This window comes from Sapientia aquatica (genome assembly GCF_004358105.1).
Lineage (GTDB): Bacteria > Pseudomonadota > Gammaproteobacteria > Burkholderiales > Burkholderiaceae_D > Solimicrobium > Solimicrobium aquaticum.
Genome location: NZ_SMYL01000013.1, coordinates 40,615 through 57,074, shown reverse-complemented (window position 1 = coordinate 57,074; position 16,460 = coordinate 40,615). Strand labels below are relative to the sequence as shown.

The following is a 16,460-nucleotide window of genomic DNA, read 5'->3' as shown; positions in this document are numbered from 1 at the left end:
GCAAATTACCGCTTAGCGGGCGCTTAGATCGTCTTAAACGATGTTAAAAACGTATCAACCGAATCGCGGTTAATCGCTTTGTCGGGGCCAACCACCAAAACCTGAAACACCCAATTTTCGCGCGCCACAATCTTGCCGACCATGCGCGTGGCTGAGCCGCTGTGATCAGCTTTACTGCTCGTGGCATCAAATTCATCGGTCAAAGTAGCTTTGCCCGCGCTATTGCCCGACGTGGTTTTTTGCTGAGTAACTGGCCCATCTAATTTGGCGAGCAGATTCGCTTTAATAATAGTCAACGCCGCCAACGCCGCCGTCGCATCCGGCAACTTAGCCGCACCCACCGCAAAACTGACCCCGTCAACCTGAACCGTTGTCATGTGCATCACAATTTTGCTTTGCCCCAAATCCAATTCGCGCGTCATCGTCGCAGGTTTGGCGGGCATCAAAATCGTATAAGGCGAATCATCCGAGCGCACATCGCGCCAATCGAATTTAGGCGTACAAGCTAGCAGCGCGAAGGCAATTAACGCGAAGGCCGAGAATTTGGGGAAAGCAAACTGACGAAAAAATGTTGGCACAAGATTCTCAGTAAAAATGAACAAAAGCGCTATTGTAGTCTAGCAACAGCAGGCTTTAGGCATTAGCAGACAATTTGACACAACTATTGCCACAATTGGTTGTGGTTTTGGGATGTTAATTTGGTAAATCGGAGGTGCTGTTGGTGTTCGGTGCCTAGTCTTTGGCAGGAATGGGAGTCATAACGGTCATTGGGTTTGTAGTGGGGATTGGTGGCTTTGTGCCCATTGGAGACGATCGGGATTCTGCATTCCCGACATTCGCACTCCAGAACTTCGAGCAAATTTAAAACCTAATAATCTTTATAATTGAGCAATCTAAATTCATTTAGCAACCTCCGCCTTTATTATGATCAAGCTGAACTTCTTGACCTATTGGTCTTTCGTTCATTGGAATGCTATTTTTAAAGTTGACTGTCATTAGCTCTTTTCCATTTGGTTTAATGCCCCCAAGATACAAATTGTATAAATAAATCTCTGCAGGAATTTGCTCAAATGGAATCCTGCTCCAACTCCCCTTTTTCCATAAAAAAGCTACATATGCAGGGCGGGGACAGTCATATTTCTTTTCAGCGAGAGCCGATAAAGGCGATCCGATAACGTAGAGATTTTCTTTGTGCAAGTTCGCTATTAATGGTAGTAAGTCTTCATGCCAATAAATTGGCTGCTTGGTGATTGTAGGTAAATATATTGTCAACCATGTTTCTACAGAAGCGGTTCCCCAATTCCGTATTCTTTGCTCAACAATGGTTACGCTTCCGTCGTTTAACTCAACTTGTTCGGTCCATTTCGTAAATGGATATATCGCTATAAAAAAATAAAAATAACCTCCAATCATTGCGATCAGCAAAAAATTTCCAAGACTAAAAATAGCTTTTAAAATTTTTTTTCTTTCTAAAACTGTTAATTCATTTTTTTGCGGTATTTTCTCAAGATACGCGGTTTCCTTCGCTTCATCACTATGTATAAATTTATTTCGGGCACTGAGGCTAATTTCAACTAATACGATGCCGAGCCATCCCAGCATGCTAAGGAAGTACAGTAGAAGAAAAATCCAAAAAAATGTATCACCGCTTTTTTCGTTTTGATTAATATTTTGAGCGGATAGCGATTGAATCAATGATGCCAAAACTCCAAGTACTAAAAAAAAAATCCCAAAAATCCGATAAGTTAGGATCCCCTTTTTGTTAGTGTCTAACTCAAAAAACTTCGGATATTTAATAATTTGTATTGTCCTAAAAATCGCAAAAGGCACCAGTAGTATTCCCGTAAGTCCACCTCCCATGACTAAAAATAAAGGATCGGAAGAATTTAAACAAGATGCTGGATAAATCATTACCAACAATGAGATCACGTACAAATATTTTAAAAACATATTTGCATTACGTTCCATAGAGCACCTATTAAATTTATTATTTTTTGAATCGGATAAGAGGATCTGTCTAAACTTGACACATCACATTGTGTACTACACACGCATTAAAACAGCCGTCGAAAATTTATATTTATTTGGGCTTTAATTCCGTTGTCCGAAATGTGCCGGATCGAGCCAGCCATATTCGGCCTGAAGTAGTTCTATGTTGTAGTTGAGAACGAGTTTTTGCTAAATAGCTCTCGATAATAATTTTTGCTCGTTCGTCCAAAAATGTGGCTTAGCGATACCCAAAGCATAGATATCGACAGCACCAATAATGCAACTGAAATTGCTGGGGAATTATTAATTCCAACCAAAGATGTAACAATTCCGAATAATCCTGCAATCGTCAAAAGAGAAAAAAATACAATTGAAACTACTCGCCCAATTTTTGTATCCGACATTATTGCAATAAAGGCGACGTTTGCAGCTACAGCACGAAAAACGATCACAAACTGATTCAACGATGACTCGCTAAATAGATTTTGAGCTGCAACGATTGAAATGAATGCAAAAAGTCCCGCGACTATCTTGCTTATCTTAATTAACGTTGGTGGAATCGGCTTTGTTTCATTCATTCAATTTCGTCTCCAAAATATTTTTTATCTAACCGTTAAACCCGTTTGATTAGCGCCTTAACCGTCCGTCCGGATTGTGCCGGCAGCTGCCTATTGCCGCAATTCAGTTGTAATAGGCGTTAGTATTCTTCGACGATTTACCGCCACCAAGATTGATGCCACGAACTCAATTAGGGAAAGCGGTAAATACTCAAAAACAGTCCCATGTGCCACAAATACCAAAGTTATCCAATGGAACACTACGAAAACTAAAACAATCAAAACACTCTTAACCGTCTGGCCTGTTGATTTGGAGAACAAAAGGCATGAAATCGCAACAATAAGTGGTGGAAGGCCAGCGGCAAAAGATGCACCAACTATGAACCGCATTTCTTCAAATCTTGATTCATGAATACTTATATCTTGGTTCCATTCAACAGTCGCAATGTACAGCAAAAATGCATAGACGCATGTGCCAACGAAAATAAGTAAATTTGAAATAGCTCTACGCATTAATTCATCCAAATTAGAATTTGCTTCATGTGGCTGGTTTGTGCCGTAAGTCCCCATACGCAAGAGCAAGTTAACTGACCTCTAACCGCTCCAAACCAGCCAGACACATTCAAAAATAGTAAGTCAAATGTTGAATATATGCAATTTTTCTTAGGGCAGCAGAAAATTAATTAAAGTAGTGCGAACAGCGCATCTGCTTCATCCACAAAAAACGCCGAACTAAGTCGGCGTTTTTTGTGAAACCAGAGTTCGAAATAGCTTTGCTATCCCCAAGCAGTTAGCCTCACTTCATCCATAAACGAATCGAATCCCAAGCGCGGCCAAAGATGCTGGCTTGGTTGACGGTTTCTAATGCCATTACTGGGAATTCGGCTACTGATTTTCCATCGATCATCATCTTCATCGTGCCGATTTGGGTGTTGGCGGCGATTGGGGCGACTAGCGGGTCTTTGCGGTCTAGTTGCGGTTTGATGCGGGCGGCGCTGCCTTTGGGTAGGGTTACGTAGAGGTCTTTAGTGAAGCCGATCTTGATTTGGGCCTGGGTGCCTTTCCATACTTCTGGCGTACCGATGGCTTGGTTTTTGTCGTACAGCTTGATGGTGTCAAAGTTGAGGAAGCCCCAGTTTAATAATTTCAAGCTTTCTTGTGCGCGCACTTGGTCGCTGGTGGCTCCTAGGACGACGGAAATCAATCGACGCTCGCCCGAACCATTGGGACGTTTGGCGGATGAGATTAAGCAAAATCCAGCGGCTTCGGTGTGGCCGGTTTTCATGCCATCAACGGTTGGGTCTAACCACAATAAACGGTTGCGGTTGGGTTGTGAGATCTTGTTGTAGGTGAAGCTTTTGGTGGAGTAAAACGTTTTGTAGTATTCGGGGAATTCGGTGATTAAATGTTGCGCGATGCGCGATAAATCGTTGGCGGTGGAATAGTTTTGCGGGCTAGGTAAGCCATGGGGATTAGCGAAGTGCGTGCCTTTTAATCCCATGCGCTCTACTTCGCGGTTCATCAACACGGCAAAGGCGTCCGAGCTGCCTGCGACTGCTTCGGCCAAGGCTACGGCGGCGTCGTTACCGGATTGGACGATTAAGCCGTACAGCAAATCGTTGATCGAGACCGGTACTTTGGGATCGATAAACATTTTGGAGCTGTCGGAATCGACCTTCCATGCCGCCATCGATACATTGACCATTTGATCCATCGCCAGCTTTTTGTCGCGCAGCGCTTCGAACACTAAATACGCGGTCATGATTTTGGTCAGCGATGCTGGCTCGATGCGCATCTCTGGGTTTTCTGAGGCGATCACTTGGTTGCTGGTGGTATCCAACAATAGCCAGGATTTTGCTGCGATGGTCGGTGCTGGCAGGCTTTGTGCCTGAGTGGATTGGCCTGTCAAGGCCGAAAAGCAAAGAAGGGCGACTGCTAAAAGTTTTTTCATAGTAAGACGTTCAACCTAAAAAGAACAACAAAAAATCGTGAGTAAACTTGTTTCAACCAATGCGCTTACCACAGCGCGGTGACGAGGTTTTTAATATGGTGCAGCTTGCGATGGAAGAAATGATCGGCGCCCGGAATCACTGTTACCGGTAAATCTTGCGGACGCGCCCAGTCAAATACATCAACGAGCGGAATGGTTTCATCCAATTCGCCATGAATCATGATCGTGTCGGCGGGCACGTCGCCCAATTCCCATTTGCCTGCTGCACAGCCGACTAAGACTAAACGTTGTACGGGCACATTCTGAGCAGCTAACTCGCGTCGTAGGCGGCTTTGTACGAACGTGCCGAACGAAAATCCAGATAACGCCAGCGGTAAATCGGGATACAAATTTTGCATGTGCGCGAGCAAGATTTTCATGTCTTCGGTTTCGCCAATGCCGTGATCGTGCACGCCAGCGGATTGCCCTACTCCGCGAAAATTCATGCGCGCGGTAGCGTAACCCAATCCAACAAATGTGCGCGCTAAAGTTTGCGCGACTTTGTTATCCATCGTGCCGCCATACAACGGATGCGGATGGGCGACTAAAGCCACACCAACCGGAGTTTGGTTAAACGGTAAATCCAGCGCGCATTCCATTTGGCCTGCGCCGCCGGTGAGAAAAAAGGACGTTGTTTGAGCATTCATGCTGGGTTAGCTAATTGATGTGCGAGAGAATTCAGCGCGTTGGATAGGCGAGAAATAGATAGAAAATTAGTCGGACGACGGGACCACTAAACGGTCCACGATTTTACCGTTTACCAAATGCGAATCAATAATTTCGTCGATGTCTTGATTGTCAACAAAGGTGTACCACGTCGCTTCGGGATAAACCACCAAAACCGGCCCGGCATCGCAGCGGTCTAGGCAACCGGCTTGGTTGATGCGCACTTTGCCCGGTCCGCCTAAGCCGAGTTCTTTAATGCGTTGTTTGGCATATTTATGCGCGCCGGCTGCGCCGCAGTCGCCGCAACTCGCGCGACCGTCAGTGCGCTGATTGAGGCAAAAAAAGACATGATGTTTAAAAAAAGAAGATTCACTCATAGAGCACTCGTTGAAATAGGTTAGGCAGCAATGGTGGGCGGTGGAATTGAGCCACGTTGCCGCCCAAAGAAGTCGTATTGTAAACCGTATGCGGGCGATGGAATTGGGATCATTTCAATTTGTTAATGATGGCGCTTAAGATTTCTGCCGGACTTAGTGCGTATATTTGCTTTTTTAACCTTGTATAAATGGGAATTTAATTTAACTTGATAGCAACTTTGTGGCTGTTCCCTGCTTGTTGGCAACGCAAGTGCTTCTAAATCAACCAATCAACCTTGATAATTGTGTCCAAATCCCAACTTAGCCTTCCTTATGTCGTGCGCAACGAATAATTTCAATTCCAGCTAAAATCTGTCCTTTGTCTCGCAAGGGCTAGGCTTGTTTTTTGAACATGTCATTGCAACCCAAACAAAGCCGCTCATTCATTATCCCGTTATACCGCTGAAAGTTATCCATGGTCCCACATCTCGTTACCGCCTTAAATGGCCCGCTGCTTGAACTTGAAAAGAAAATCCTCGAAGCGACGCCCGCCATTGAGCGCTGGTTCCGTTTGGAATGGCAAGAACATACGCCACCGTTTTATTGTTCCGTGGATTTGCGTAATTCGGGTTTTAAATTAGCGCCAGTCGATACCAATTTATACCCAGGGGGATTTAACAATTTGGCACCCGAAATGTTGCCCTTGGCGGTGCAAGCGGCGATGGCGGGGATTGAAAAATATTGCCCTGATGCGAAAAATTTATTGCTCATCCCTGAGCGCCACACGCGCAATACGTTTTACCTGCAAAACGTTGCCCGCTTAATTCAAATTTTCCGTCAAACCGGTCTCAACGTGCGTTTGGGTAGTTTGTCGGAAGACATCAAAGAGCCGACTAATCTGGAATTGCCCGATGGTTCTATCCTGACCTTGGAGCCGCTAGAACGCTCGGCCAATGGTCGTCGTTTGGGCTTGGCTGGCTTCGATCCTTGCACGATTTTATTGAACAACGATTTGTCCGCCGGCATCCCCGCCGCGTTAGGCAATTTGAATGAACAAACTTTGTTGCCGCCGCTGCACGCGGGCTGGGCAGTGCGTCGCAAGACCAACCACTTTGCGGCCTACGATGAAGTCGTTAAGAAGTTTGCCAAAATTGTGGACGTCGATCCGTGGATGCTCAATCCGTATTTCGGCAAAGCGTCGCAAATCAATTTCCATGAACGCATTGGTGAAGATGTGTTGGCCGCGCAGGTCGATATGGTGCTGACCAAGATACGCAAAAAATACAAAGAATACGGCATCAAAGAAAAACCATTTGTCATCGTCAAAGCCGACGCTGGTACTTACGGCATGGGCATCATGACCGTGCATGATGCTTCCGAAGTCAAAGATTTAAACCGCAAACAACGCAACAAAATGTCGGTGGTAAAAGAAGGCTTGGAAGTGAGCGACGTGATTATCCAAGAAGGCGTGCACACCTTCGAGCAAATTAACGAAGCCGTGGCCGAACCTGTGGTGTACATGATGGATCGCTATGTCATCGGTGGTTTCTATCGCGTCCATTCGGGACGTGGCGTGGATGAGAATCTGAATGCCCCGGGTGCACATTTTGTGCCGCTGGCGTTCGCTCAGCAACACGCGCTGCCCGATGTTCACGCTAAGCCAGGCACCGCGTCGCCAAATCGCTTCTACATGTACGGCGTGGTGGCACGTTTAGCTTTGTTGGCGGCATCGCTGGAATTAGAAAAAACCGATCCAAATCCAGACGCTTATTAAGCCATCTTCATAAAGGTAATTCGCATGAAAATCGCTTTTCTGACTGATCCGCTGGACGATTTTAAGATATACAAAGACACCACCTTTGCCATGATGCGCGAGGCGGCCAAACGTGGACATGAGTTGTACGCCTTTATGCCGCAAGACATGGCCTACGTTGGCGGGAAAGTGATTGCTAACATTCGTCGCATTCATTTAACCGGCGAAGCCGCTTGGTATCAGGCCGAGCAGCCTAAAGAGCATTTGTTAAGCGATTTTGATGCGGTATTGCAGCGCAAAGACCCGCCGTTTGATATGGAATATATCTACGCGACCTATTTGCTGGAGTTGGCTGAAATGGCTGGGGCGCGGGTCTTTAATAAACCTGCCGCGATTCGCAACCACAATGAAAAACTGAGCATTGCACAGTTTTCACAATTCACCGCGCCCACGATTGTGACGCGCGATGAGCAACGTTTGCGGGCTTTTCATGCCGAGCACCAAGAAATCATCCTAAAACCGCTAGATGGCATGGGCGGCGCGGGTGTGTTTAAAGTCGGCGCAGACGGTTTGAATTTAGGCTCGATTATTGAGTCGCTGACCAACAACGGCACCCGCACCATTATGGGGCAACGCTATATCCCGGAGATCAAATCAGGCGACAAGCGCGTGCTGTTGATCGGCGGCAAAGTCGTGCCGTTTTCCTTGGCTAGAATACCGCAAGCAGGCGAAGTGAGAGGTAATTTGGCCGCTGGTGGCACCGGTGTTGCGCAGCCATTAACGGAAAAAGAAAGTGAAATTGGCCACACATTAGCCCCAATTTTGTTGCAGCGCGGTTTATTATTAGTTGGTTGTGATGTAATTGGAAATTACCTAACGGAAGTCAATGTCACCAGCCCGACTTGCTTCCAGGAAATCACGCAGCAAACTGGGTTTGATGTTGCAGCAATGTTTATTGATGCATTAGAGCGAGCTTAATACATGGTTGGGATCTTAATTTTGGCACATGCTCCGTTGGGGAGCGCGTTTATTACCGCAGCGCGTCATGTGTTTAGAAGTACTCCCGAACATTTAGAGGCAATCGACGTGCAACCCGATCAAAATACCGACGAAGTGATTGAATTAGGCAAACAAGCAATTGGTCGCCTAAACTTGGGCGATGGCGTTTTAGTGCTCACCGATGTGTTTGGCGGTACGCCAGCCAATTGCAGTCAAAAGTTGGATGCGTTAGACCAAGTTGCGGTGCTAGCTGGTTTGAGTTTGCCAATGTTGTTGCGTGCCTTGACCTACCGTAACGATAATTTAGATGTGGTGTTTGAAATGGCGCAAGCAGGTGCGCAAAATGGGGCGATTCGGGTGGATAACCGGTTGCGAATTGCGCCATAATTTTTAGCAAAATTAACGAAGAGAAAATGGGCTACTAGCTCATCCGAAAGCGAGCAAATTCATGGTTCAAGTAGAATTAGAAATCGTCAACAAACTAGGATTACATGCGCGAGCATCCGCCAAATTAACTCAAATGGCGTCAAAATTTAAGTCTGAAGTCTGGATCATGCGCAACAACAAGCGGGTCAACGGGAAATCCATTATGGGCGTGATGATGTTAGCTGCCGGCAAGGGTAGCCGCATCACGTTGGAAGTCAGTGGGGAAGATGAGCAGGAATGCGCCGCCGCCATCACCACACTGGTTGCTGAGCGGTTTGGTGAAGGTGAATAAGTAGGACTATTCTAAGACTTCGCGAGTAATTGCTAGAAGGTGCGCTGTCAATAAAAAGTTGGCGGCGCACCTTTTCAATATTGCTTATTCAGTGAGGCGTTTTTAATCAACTCTGTGCGGGGACACATGGCGTCATTCACCTTACAAGGTATACCGGTTTCGCGCGGCATCGCGATTGGTCGGGCGCATTTATTGCATCCTGCCGCGTTGGAGGTGCAGCATTATTTAGTTGGTCAAGAGCAGGTCGAAGCCGAAGTGCAGCGTTTGCAAAAAGCGCTGGCCGAAGCCGAACGTGAACTGCAAAAAATCTGGTCCGATTTGCCGACCGACGCGCCGTCCGAATTGGGCGCTTTCCTCGATGTGCATTCCCTATTTTTATCCGATCCGATGCTGGCGCAAGCGCCGCTCGAAATTATCCGCACACGCCATTACAACGCTGAATGGGCGCTGGTCACGCAAATCGATGTGCTACTGGCCCAGTTTGATGAAATCGAAGACGAATACCTGCGTGAGCGCAAAGCCGACATCGCCCAAGTCGCCGACCGCATTTTAAAGCTATTAACTGGCACAGCAAACACTCTACCCAAACACGCTGGCGTCGATGAATTGAACGCGCACATGATTGTGGTGGCGCGCGATATTTCACCGGCTGACATGATGCAGTTTCAGGATTCGGCCTTTGTTGGGTTTGTCACCGACGAAGGTGGACACAGCGCACACACCGCGATTGTCTCGCGCAGTTTGGGCATTCCTGCGGTGGTCGGTATGGGCAATGCCAGCCACCTGATTAAGCAAGACGATTGGCTCATTATCGATAGCGTTGCGGGCGTGGTGATTGTCGCGCCGCCGCAAATTGTGCTGGATGAATACCGCGCTAAGCTGGCCGATTTACAAAAATTCCGCAAAAAACTAGCCAAGTTAAAAAAGACTTCTGCCGTGACCAAAGATGGCACGCCGATTTCCTTGTTAGCCAATATTGAGTTGCCCGAACATGCGGTGGCCGCCAATGAAGTCGGCGCGGCTGGAGTGGGTTTATTTCGGTCCGAATTTTTATTCATGGGCCGCAACGGTGTTTTGCCAACCGAAGAAGAACAATTTGAAGCCTACAAAACCAGCGTAGCCGCGATGAAAGGGCGTCCGGTGACGATTCGCACGCTCGACGTCGGGGCCGACAAGCCCTTGGATGAGGCCGATAATCAAACCTTAAATCCCGCCTTAGGTTTGCGCGCGATTCGCTATTGCTTGGCCGAACCGCAATTATTCCTTACCCAGTTACGAGCAATTTTGCGTGCGTCCGCCTTTGGGCCGGTGCAGATATTGATTCCAATGCTCTCGCACGGGTTTGAAATTGATCAGACCTTGGGCATGATTGAACAGGCTAAACACCAACTCGCTTTGCAGAATATTGCGTTCGACGCCAACATCAAAATCGGTGCGATGATTGAGATCCCCGCCGCCGTGTTGAGTCTGCCAATGTTCGTCAAAAAACTCGATTTCCTCTCCATCGGCACCAACGATTTAATTCAATATACCTTGGCGATTGATCGGGCTGATTATGCCGTTGCTCATTTATACGACGATGTACATCCCGCCATTTTGCAGTTGCTTGATATGACGGTGAAAGCGGCCAATAAAGCCGATATTCCGGTCTCGATTTGCGGTGGTATGGCGGGTGATATTCGACTGACGCGTCTTCTGCTAGGCATGGGTTTCAGAGCGCTCTCGATGCCGCCAGCGCAGCTATTGGAGATCAAGCAAGAGGTGATGAATATCGATTTGATGGAATTGAATGCGCCGATAAAAAAAATTCTACGCAGCTACGATTCGGAAGTGATCGAAGAAGGCATACGCCATTTAAAAACTCTGTAAATTCCCCTCAAAAATGGACTTACCGCACGCTCTGCAGAATGTGCCGTCAGTCCATTTTTGCATCCCGAATTCTTGAACATCCTTACATCACATCGGGCACCAAACTCATTAAGTCGGTGACCCCGACATCCACTCCCGCCTGAAAAAATAGCGTGCTAATTTGCCCGCGATGATGGGTTTGATGATTGAAAAAATGCGTCAATACATCGTTAAGATATTTACTGCCGGGCGTGCCATCGGTGCGCTGATAATGCAAAACGCTGCTTAAATCGGCATCGGTGATTTCTGCCACTAACTGCGCGATTAATCGATCAAGAATGCGGCGCTGCGTGATCCAGTCCGCCAATGTCTTGTATTGAAAGTCAGTCAGCGAACTCGGTTTTGCCCAAGTACGAATGTCATGCAAACTCGCGAATCGGCGCGGATGCTCGGCGATGCGCTGCAGCCAAAGCGTGTCCGCCACAATCAGATGATTCATGGTGCCTAAGATCGAGCCGAAGAAAGCGCCGCGTTCTTGCATTAATGCTTCAGGCGTTAATTGTTGGCCCGCTAAAAACTGACGCTCATTCATTTCGGCGTTGTAGCGCGCAAATAGGGCGAAATTGCTTGGCATAGCATTCCTTAATTGAAAAATAGCTGTTGGCCGAGCCAGCATTTTAATATTTCTTGGCAACCAGCAATGCGCTATTATTCGTTTAAAATTGCTCAAATGCATCAAAATCGGCGTAATTTACTTTACTACTAATAAATGAGACGGTCATTGCTATGAAATGGATTCCCATCGTTGTTTTTGCTTTTCTAAGTGTGATGGCAAACACCGTTTGCGCTGAAACCTATCACGATATGTTTATCACGCTCGAAATTCCGAACAATTTTGTCGGCCCGGAATTCGATAATGGCATTCCCTACGCGACACGCGTTTTCTACAAAAAAGCGCATGCCGATAAGAAGAAAAGTGCAATGTTGCAAATCACAACTTACGATTTTGGCCCGAAAATGCCCGAGATTACTGAAGACGAATCTGGCTCTGCTGCGGACAAATATCTCAATCAATTTTTAAAAGAAGAAACCAAGCATCGCAGCCGATTTATGGCCGCTAGACCAAAACGGGTGGAGCTGGCCGGTTACCCCGCTTCGCGCGTGGCGTGGTCGGCAAACTTGGATGGCCATCCGGTGATCGGCGTTACCTTTTGTGTGATTGTGAAAGGCAAAATCGTGAACTTGCAGGCGCAAGATATGAAAGAAACTTCCGCCGCGGATTTGAATGCCGCAATTGATGCGATTAATGCCGTGCGCTTTAACCGCTAATGGCAACATTCCAAAGATAAAAAAAGGCGCTGTAAGTCGTTGGACTTCAGCGCCTTTTTTACTGCTACCGGAACGTGTTCAATACACTTCCGGAACAATTATGCTGGCCGGAACCGGATGGCGAGTGTAATCCTCGTGCCGTTCGCGCTGTGGCAATGCAATCGGAGGATGAACGATTTCCTCGTACGGCATTTGGCTGAGCAAATGATGGATGCAATTTAAGCGCGCTTTTTTCTTGTCGTTGGCTTGCACCAACCACCAAGGGGCTTCCTCGATGTGGGTGCGCTCCAACATGATTTCCTTGGCCTTGGTGTATTCTTCCCAACGGCGGCGCGATTCCAAATCCATCGGGCTGAGTTTCCATTGCTTGAGCGGATCGTAAATCCGACCTAAAAAGCGCGCATGCTGCTCTTCGTCCGAAATCGAGAACCAATACTTAATCACTTGAATCCCGGAGCGCACCAACATGCGTTCAAATTCAGGCACGGTGCGGAAGAATTCTTCGTACTGTTCATCGGTACAAAAATTCATCACTCGCTCAACGCCAGCGCGGTTATACCAACTGCGATCAAATAACACGATCTCGCCGGCCGCCGGCAAATGCGAAACATAGCGCTGAAAATACCATTGTGTGCGTTCACGATTGTTTGGCGCTGGCAAGGCCGCGACACGGCAAACACGCGGGTTGAGCCGTTGCGTAATGCGCTTGATCACGCCCCCTTTACCAGCGGCATCGCGTCCTTCAAACAAGATCACGACTTTATGACCGGTATGCACCACCCAATCCTGCAGCTTGACCAATTCTGCTTGTAAGCGGAACAGTTCGCGGAAATAGGTGCGGCGGCTCTCAGGATCGGTCGGCGTGGCTTCCTGCATGTCCTCGCCGATCAGACTGCTCACTGGTCGATCGTCGATCAGTTCTAATTCCAACTCTTCAAAATAGCTGTCGTCCAGCTCGCTTTGCATGCGGTTGAGTAATTCGGATTCGGTCATGTTAGTGCTCTCTGCGCTAATTAAAACAAGTGGGAAAACAACCAATACAAGGAGCCTGACAACACAATCGCAACCGGCAAGGTCAAGACCCACGCCATGGCTAAATTGCGAATCGTGGACATTTGTAAGCCCGATTTATTGGCCGCCATCGTTCCCGCAACACCGGACGATAAAACGTGGGTCGTCGATACCGGCAAGCCAAACGCATCTGCTGCGCCGATGGTCAACATCGCGACCAATTCAGCCGATGCACCTTGGGCATAGGTCAAATGGGTTTTGCCGATTTTTTCGCCCACCGTGACCACAATGCGCTTCCAGCCCACCATCGTGCCTAGGCCCAAAGCAATAGCGACGGCGATTTTTACCCAGAGTGGAATGAACTTAGTGGCGTCATCGATTTGCTTTTTGAAAGCGACTAAGTTGGCTTTGGTGTCAGCGTCGAATTTGACACTCGCATCTTTATCAAGGAAGCGAATCGCTTCAGCGGCCAAGTACATATCGTTACGCACGTTAGTCACACTCGCGGCTGGCACTTTAGCCAAGGAGCCGGAATCTTTAACACGTTCGCCTATTGAACCGGTGATGGTCGAGAGCGCTGGAATAACTTGCGCTGTGACCGCTTTGGTGCGGATATAAGTTACTAACACATCGCGTGACTCAGGCAGCGGCATAGGGGTTGCGCGATCAACGTATTTATTTAACGAAACTTGGGTCACCTGTGAAACCGCGACGAACTGAGTGACATGATCCACCGGCATGGCACGATTGAGCGCATAGGCCATCGGCACCGTTCCCACCAAGATCAGCATGATTAAGCCCATGCCTTTTTGACCGTCGTTAGAACCGTGCGCAAACGACACGCCGGTGCAAGTCAAAATCAACAGACCACGAATCCACCAAGGTGGTGGATTGTTACCTTCCGGTGCTTCGTACAATTCTTTGCTTTTCACGAAAGCGCGCAGCGCCAGTAACAATAAAGCCGCGCAAATAAAGCCAACTAATGGAGACAGCAATAAGGAGTAGCCAACTTTGGTTGCCTGCGCCCAGTCAACGCCGCTGGTGCCATTGCGACCATGCATGATGGCGTTGGCAATACCGACGCCCAGAATCGAACCAATCATGGTGTGCGAAGAAGATGCTGGCAAGCCCAGCCACCAAGTGCCCAAGTTCCAAATAATGGCGGCGATTAACAAGGCAAACACCATCGCAAAACCTGAGCCCGAGCCGACTTGCAAGATCAATTCCACTGGCAGCAACGAGATAATTCCGAACGCCACCGCACCGCTAGAGAGCAGTACGCCCAAGAAGTTAAAGCAGCCTGACCACATGACGGCAAAGTTAGGCGGCATCGAGTTGGTGTAAATCACCGTCGCGACAGCGTTAGCGGTGTCATGGAAGCCGTTGACAAACTCAAATCCGAGCGCGATCAACAGCGCGATGCCGAGCAAGAAATACGGCAGCCATTGGGTGCTAATCGCACCGGCTTCGGTCACGTCCGACGTTAAGCTCAGGGCGGTATAAATTAATCCCATCACCAGCAAAGCGATGAAGAGGACGATTGTCAGCGGACTGGTTTTGTGTTCGCTTAAGGGGGTACGGGCGGGCGCCGCAGTTGCCGCGCTAGGCGAGGGGCCTAAATTGAGACTGGAATCCATGGTGGGACTGCTCCGAAATGAGTGTTTTAGTAACTCATCGACGATACAGTCCCCGCATGACAAAAATATGACTTATGGCAACTTACCCTCAAAAACCGACAGGCAATGTGCGTTTTTTAACAATTTTTATGAAAATAGTTAATCAGGCATTAAGTTTTGCTAATAACAAGGCATTGACCTGAGCAGGATTTCCCTTGCCTTTGGTCGCTTTCATCGCTTGTCCGACTAAGGCGTTGAAGGCTTTTTCTTTGCCTGCGCGGAATTCCTCGACGGATTTAGGATTGGCGGCCAAGACTTCATCGATGATTTTTTCCAAAGCATTTGGATCAGAAATTTGCTTTAAGCCTTTGGCTTCAATCACCGCATCGGCCAAACTAGCATCAGCCGACGGAGCTGCCCACATCGCGGCAAAGACTTCTTTAGCGATTTTGTTCGAAATCGTGCCATCGGCAATACGCTGTAATAACAACGCTAACTGCGCCGAAGTGACTGGGATGTCGGTGATTTCTAGGCCTTCACGGTTACAAGTGGAGGCAACGTCGCCCATCATCCAGTTAGCGGCGGGCTTGGCTTGTGCTGCGCCAGCGTGCTTGACCACTTCTTCAAAATAAGCGGCGGTGGCCTTAGTTTGGGTCAGCACCATGGCATCGTATTCGGACAAGCCCAACTGCTCGACAAAGCGCGTGCGCATCGCGCCCGGCAACTCTGGCATGGTCGCTTTAACGCGGCTAATCCATTCTTCGCTGATGGCTAATGGCAATAAATCGGGGTCAGGGAAATAGCGGTAATCTTGCGAATCTTCTTTGCTACGCATGGAGCGCGTTTGTTTTTTGTCCGGATCGTATAAGCGGGTTTCTTGAATTACGCGACCACCGTCTTCGATCAACTCAATTTGGCGACGTACTTCAATATTGATCGCCTCTTCTAAGAAGCGGAACGAGTTCAAGTTTTTAATTTCGCAACGGGTGCCAAATTCGACTTGACCCACTGGACGCACCGAAACGTTCGCGTCGCAACGGAACGAGCCTTCTTGCATATTGCCGTCGCAAATTCCCAGCCACGTGACCAAGGAATGCAAGGCTTTAGCGTAAGCCACGGCTTCGGCGGCGCTGCGCATGACCGGTTCGGTAACGATTTCTAATAAGGGCGTGCCGGCGCGGTTTAAGTCGATGCCGCTCATGCCTTGGTAATCTTCGTGCAGCGATTTGCCGGCGTCTTCTTCGAGATGCGCGCGGGTTAATTGCACTGTGCGGATTTCGGATTTGCCATCGCGTTCCATCACAAAACTGACCGCACCGCCCTGCACCACGGGCAATTCAAATTGGCTGATTTGGTAGCCTTTTGGTAGATCGGGATAAAAGTAGTTTTTGCGCGCAAAGATGGATACCGGTGCGATGGTCGCATTGACGGCTAAACCAAACTGAATGGCCTTCTCAACCGCGCCACGATTCAATACCGGTAAGACGCCCGGCAACGCTAAATCCACTGGGCTGGCTTGGGTGTTTGGCTCTGCGCCAAATTGAATGCTTGAACCACTAAAAATTTTTGAGTTGGTTGAGAGCTGTGCATGCGTCTCAAATCCAATAACGACTTCCCATTGCATAGTT

At 48.1% G+C, this 16,460-nt stretch carries 17 protein-coding genes; 6 read left to right on the top strand and 11 right to left on the bottom strand.

Going from position 1 to position 16,460, the window contains the following annotated elements:
* Positions 1 to 23 precede the first annotated feature (23 nt).
* From E2I14_RS17295 to E2I14_RS17265, 7 genes are all read right to left on the bottom strand, one after another.
* Positions 24 to 578 carry a hypothetical protein gene (locus E2I14_RS17295; RefSeq protein WP_133330853.1) on the bottom strand — a complete coding sequence of 185 codons (555 nt, stop codon included), beginning with the start codon at positions 576 to 578 and terminating at the stop codon, positions 24 to 26.
* 325 nt (positions 579 to 903) lie between these two features.
* The gene (locus E2I14_RS17290) at positions 904 to 1,968 is read right to left on the bottom strand and encodes a hypothetical protein (RefSeq protein WP_133330851.1); all 1,065 of its coding nucleotides are present in this window, start codon (positions 1,966 to 1,968) and stop codon (positions 904 to 906) included.
* Positions 1,969 to 2,150: 182 nt separating this feature from the next.
* Positions 2,151 to 2,567 (bottom strand): hypothetical protein, encoded by a 417-nt coding sequence (locus tag E2I14_RS17285; RefSeq protein ID WP_133330849.1) that lies wholly within the window; start codon positions 2,565 to 2,567, stop codon positions 2,151 to 2,153.
* Positions 2,568 to 2,657: 90 nt separating this feature from the next.
* Positions 2,658 to 3,128, bottom strand: coding sequence for a hypothetical protein (locus tag E2I14_RS17280; protein WP_165967883.1), 471 nt, complete (start codon positions 3,126 to 3,128; stop codon positions 2,658 to 2,660).
* 214 nt (positions 3,129 to 3,342) lie between these two features.
* Positions 3,343 to 4,497, bottom strand: coding sequence for a D-alanyl-D-alanine carboxypeptidase family protein (locus tag E2I14_RS17275; RefSeq protein ID WP_133330846.1), 1,155 nt, complete (start codon positions 4,495 to 4,497; stop codon positions 3,343 to 3,345).
* A 65-nt stretch (positions 4,498 to 4,562) separates the two neighbouring features.
* Positions 4,563 to 5,183 (bottom strand): alpha/beta hydrolase, encoded by a 621-nt coding sequence (locus tag E2I14_RS17270; protein ID WP_133330844.1) that lies wholly within the window; start codon positions 5,181 to 5,183, stop codon positions 4,563 to 4,565.
* 66 nt (positions 5,184 to 5,249) lie between these two features.
* A complete protein-coding gene (locus E2I14_RS17265; protein WP_133330842.1) occupies positions 5,250 to 5,579 on the bottom strand; it encodes a (2Fe-2S) ferredoxin domain-containing protein in 330 nt (109 codons plus the stop codon).
* A 454-nt stretch (positions 5,580 to 6,033) separates the two neighbouring features.
* Here E2I14_RS17265 and gshA point away from each other — a divergent pair, with 454 nt between their 5' ends.
* The 5 genes from gshA to ptsP all read left to right on the top strand — a co-directional run bounded on the left by gshA (position 6,034) and on the right by ptsP (position 10,897).
* A complete protein-coding gene (gene gshA / locus E2I14_RS17260) occupies positions 6,034 to 7,332 on the top strand; it encodes a glutamate--cysteine ligase (RefSeq protein ID WP_133330840.1) in 1,299 nt (432 codons plus the stop codon).
* A gap of 24 nt (positions 7,333 to 7,356) precedes the next feature.
* On the top strand, positions 7,357 to 8,289 hold the full coding sequence (gene gshB, locus E2I14_RS17255; RefSeq protein WP_133330838.1) for a glutathione synthase: 933 nt from the start codon (positions 7,357 to 7,359) through the stop codon (positions 8,287 to 8,289).
* 3 nt (positions 8,290 to 8,292) lie between these two features.
* Positions 8,293 to 8,697 carry a PTS sugar transporter subunit IIA gene (locus E2I14_RS17250; RefSeq protein WP_133330836.1) on the top strand — a complete coding sequence of 135 codons (405 nt, stop codon included), beginning with the start codon at positions 8,293 to 8,295 and terminating at the stop codon, positions 8,695 to 8,697.
* Positions 8,698 to 8,758: 61 nt separating this feature from the next.
* Positions 8,759 to 9,028, top strand: a complete 270-nt coding sequence (locus E2I14_RS17245) for an HPr family phosphocarrier protein (RefSeq protein WP_133330834.1) — start codon at positions 8,759 to 8,761, stop codon at positions 9,026 to 9,028.
* Between the two features lie 126 nt (positions 9,029 to 9,154).
* The gene (gene ptsP, locus E2I14_RS17240; protein ID WP_133330832.1) at positions 9,155 to 10,897 is read left to right on the top strand and encodes a phosphoenolpyruvate--protein phosphotransferase; all 1,743 of its coding nucleotides are present in this window, start codon (positions 9,155 to 9,157) and stop codon (positions 10,895 to 10,897) included.
* 82 nt (positions 10,898 to 10,979) lie between these two features.
* Here ptsP and E2I14_RS17235 read toward each other — a convergent pair whose 3' ends face one another.
* Positions 10,980 to 11,510, bottom strand: a complete 531-nt coding sequence (locus tag E2I14_RS17235) for a DinB family protein (RefSeq protein WP_206105669.1) — start codon at positions 11,508 to 11,510, stop codon at positions 10,980 to 10,982.
* 152 nt (positions 11,511 to 11,662) lie between these two features.
* On the opposite strand from E2I14_RS17235, the gene E2I14_RS17230 reads away from it, so the two are divergent.
* On the top strand, positions 11,663 to 12,205 hold the full coding sequence (locus tag E2I14_RS17230) for a hypothetical protein (RefSeq protein ID WP_133330828.1): 543 nt from the start codon (positions 11,663 to 11,665) through the stop codon (positions 12,203 to 12,205).
* Positions 12,206 to 12,283: 78 nt separating this feature from the next.
* Here the strand turns inward: E2I14_RS17230 and ppk2 are convergent, their stop codons facing one another.
* The 3 genes from ppk2 to gatB form a co-directional block, all read right to left on the bottom strand.
* The gene (gene ppk2 / locus E2I14_RS17225; protein WP_133330826.1) at positions 12,284 to 13,198 is read right to left on the bottom strand and encodes a polyphosphate kinase 2; all 915 of its coding nucleotides are present in this window, start codon (positions 13,196 to 13,198) and stop codon (positions 12,284 to 12,286) included.
* 20 nt (positions 13,199 to 13,218) lie between these two features.
* Entirely contained in the window at positions 13,219 to 14,853 is a 1,635-nt protein-coding gene (locus E2I14_RS17220) for an inorganic phosphate transporter (RefSeq protein ID WP_133330824.1), read from the bottom strand.
* 142 nt (positions 14,854 to 14,995) lie between these two features.
* Positions 14,996 to 16,456 (bottom strand): Asp-tRNA(Asn)/Glu-tRNA(Gln) amidotransferase subunit GatB, encoded by a 1,461-nt coding sequence (gatB, locus tag E2I14_RS17215; RefSeq protein ID WP_133330822.1) that lies wholly within the window; start codon positions 16,454 to 16,456, stop codon positions 14,996 to 14,998.
* Positions 16,457 to 16,460: the final 4 nt, after the last annotated feature.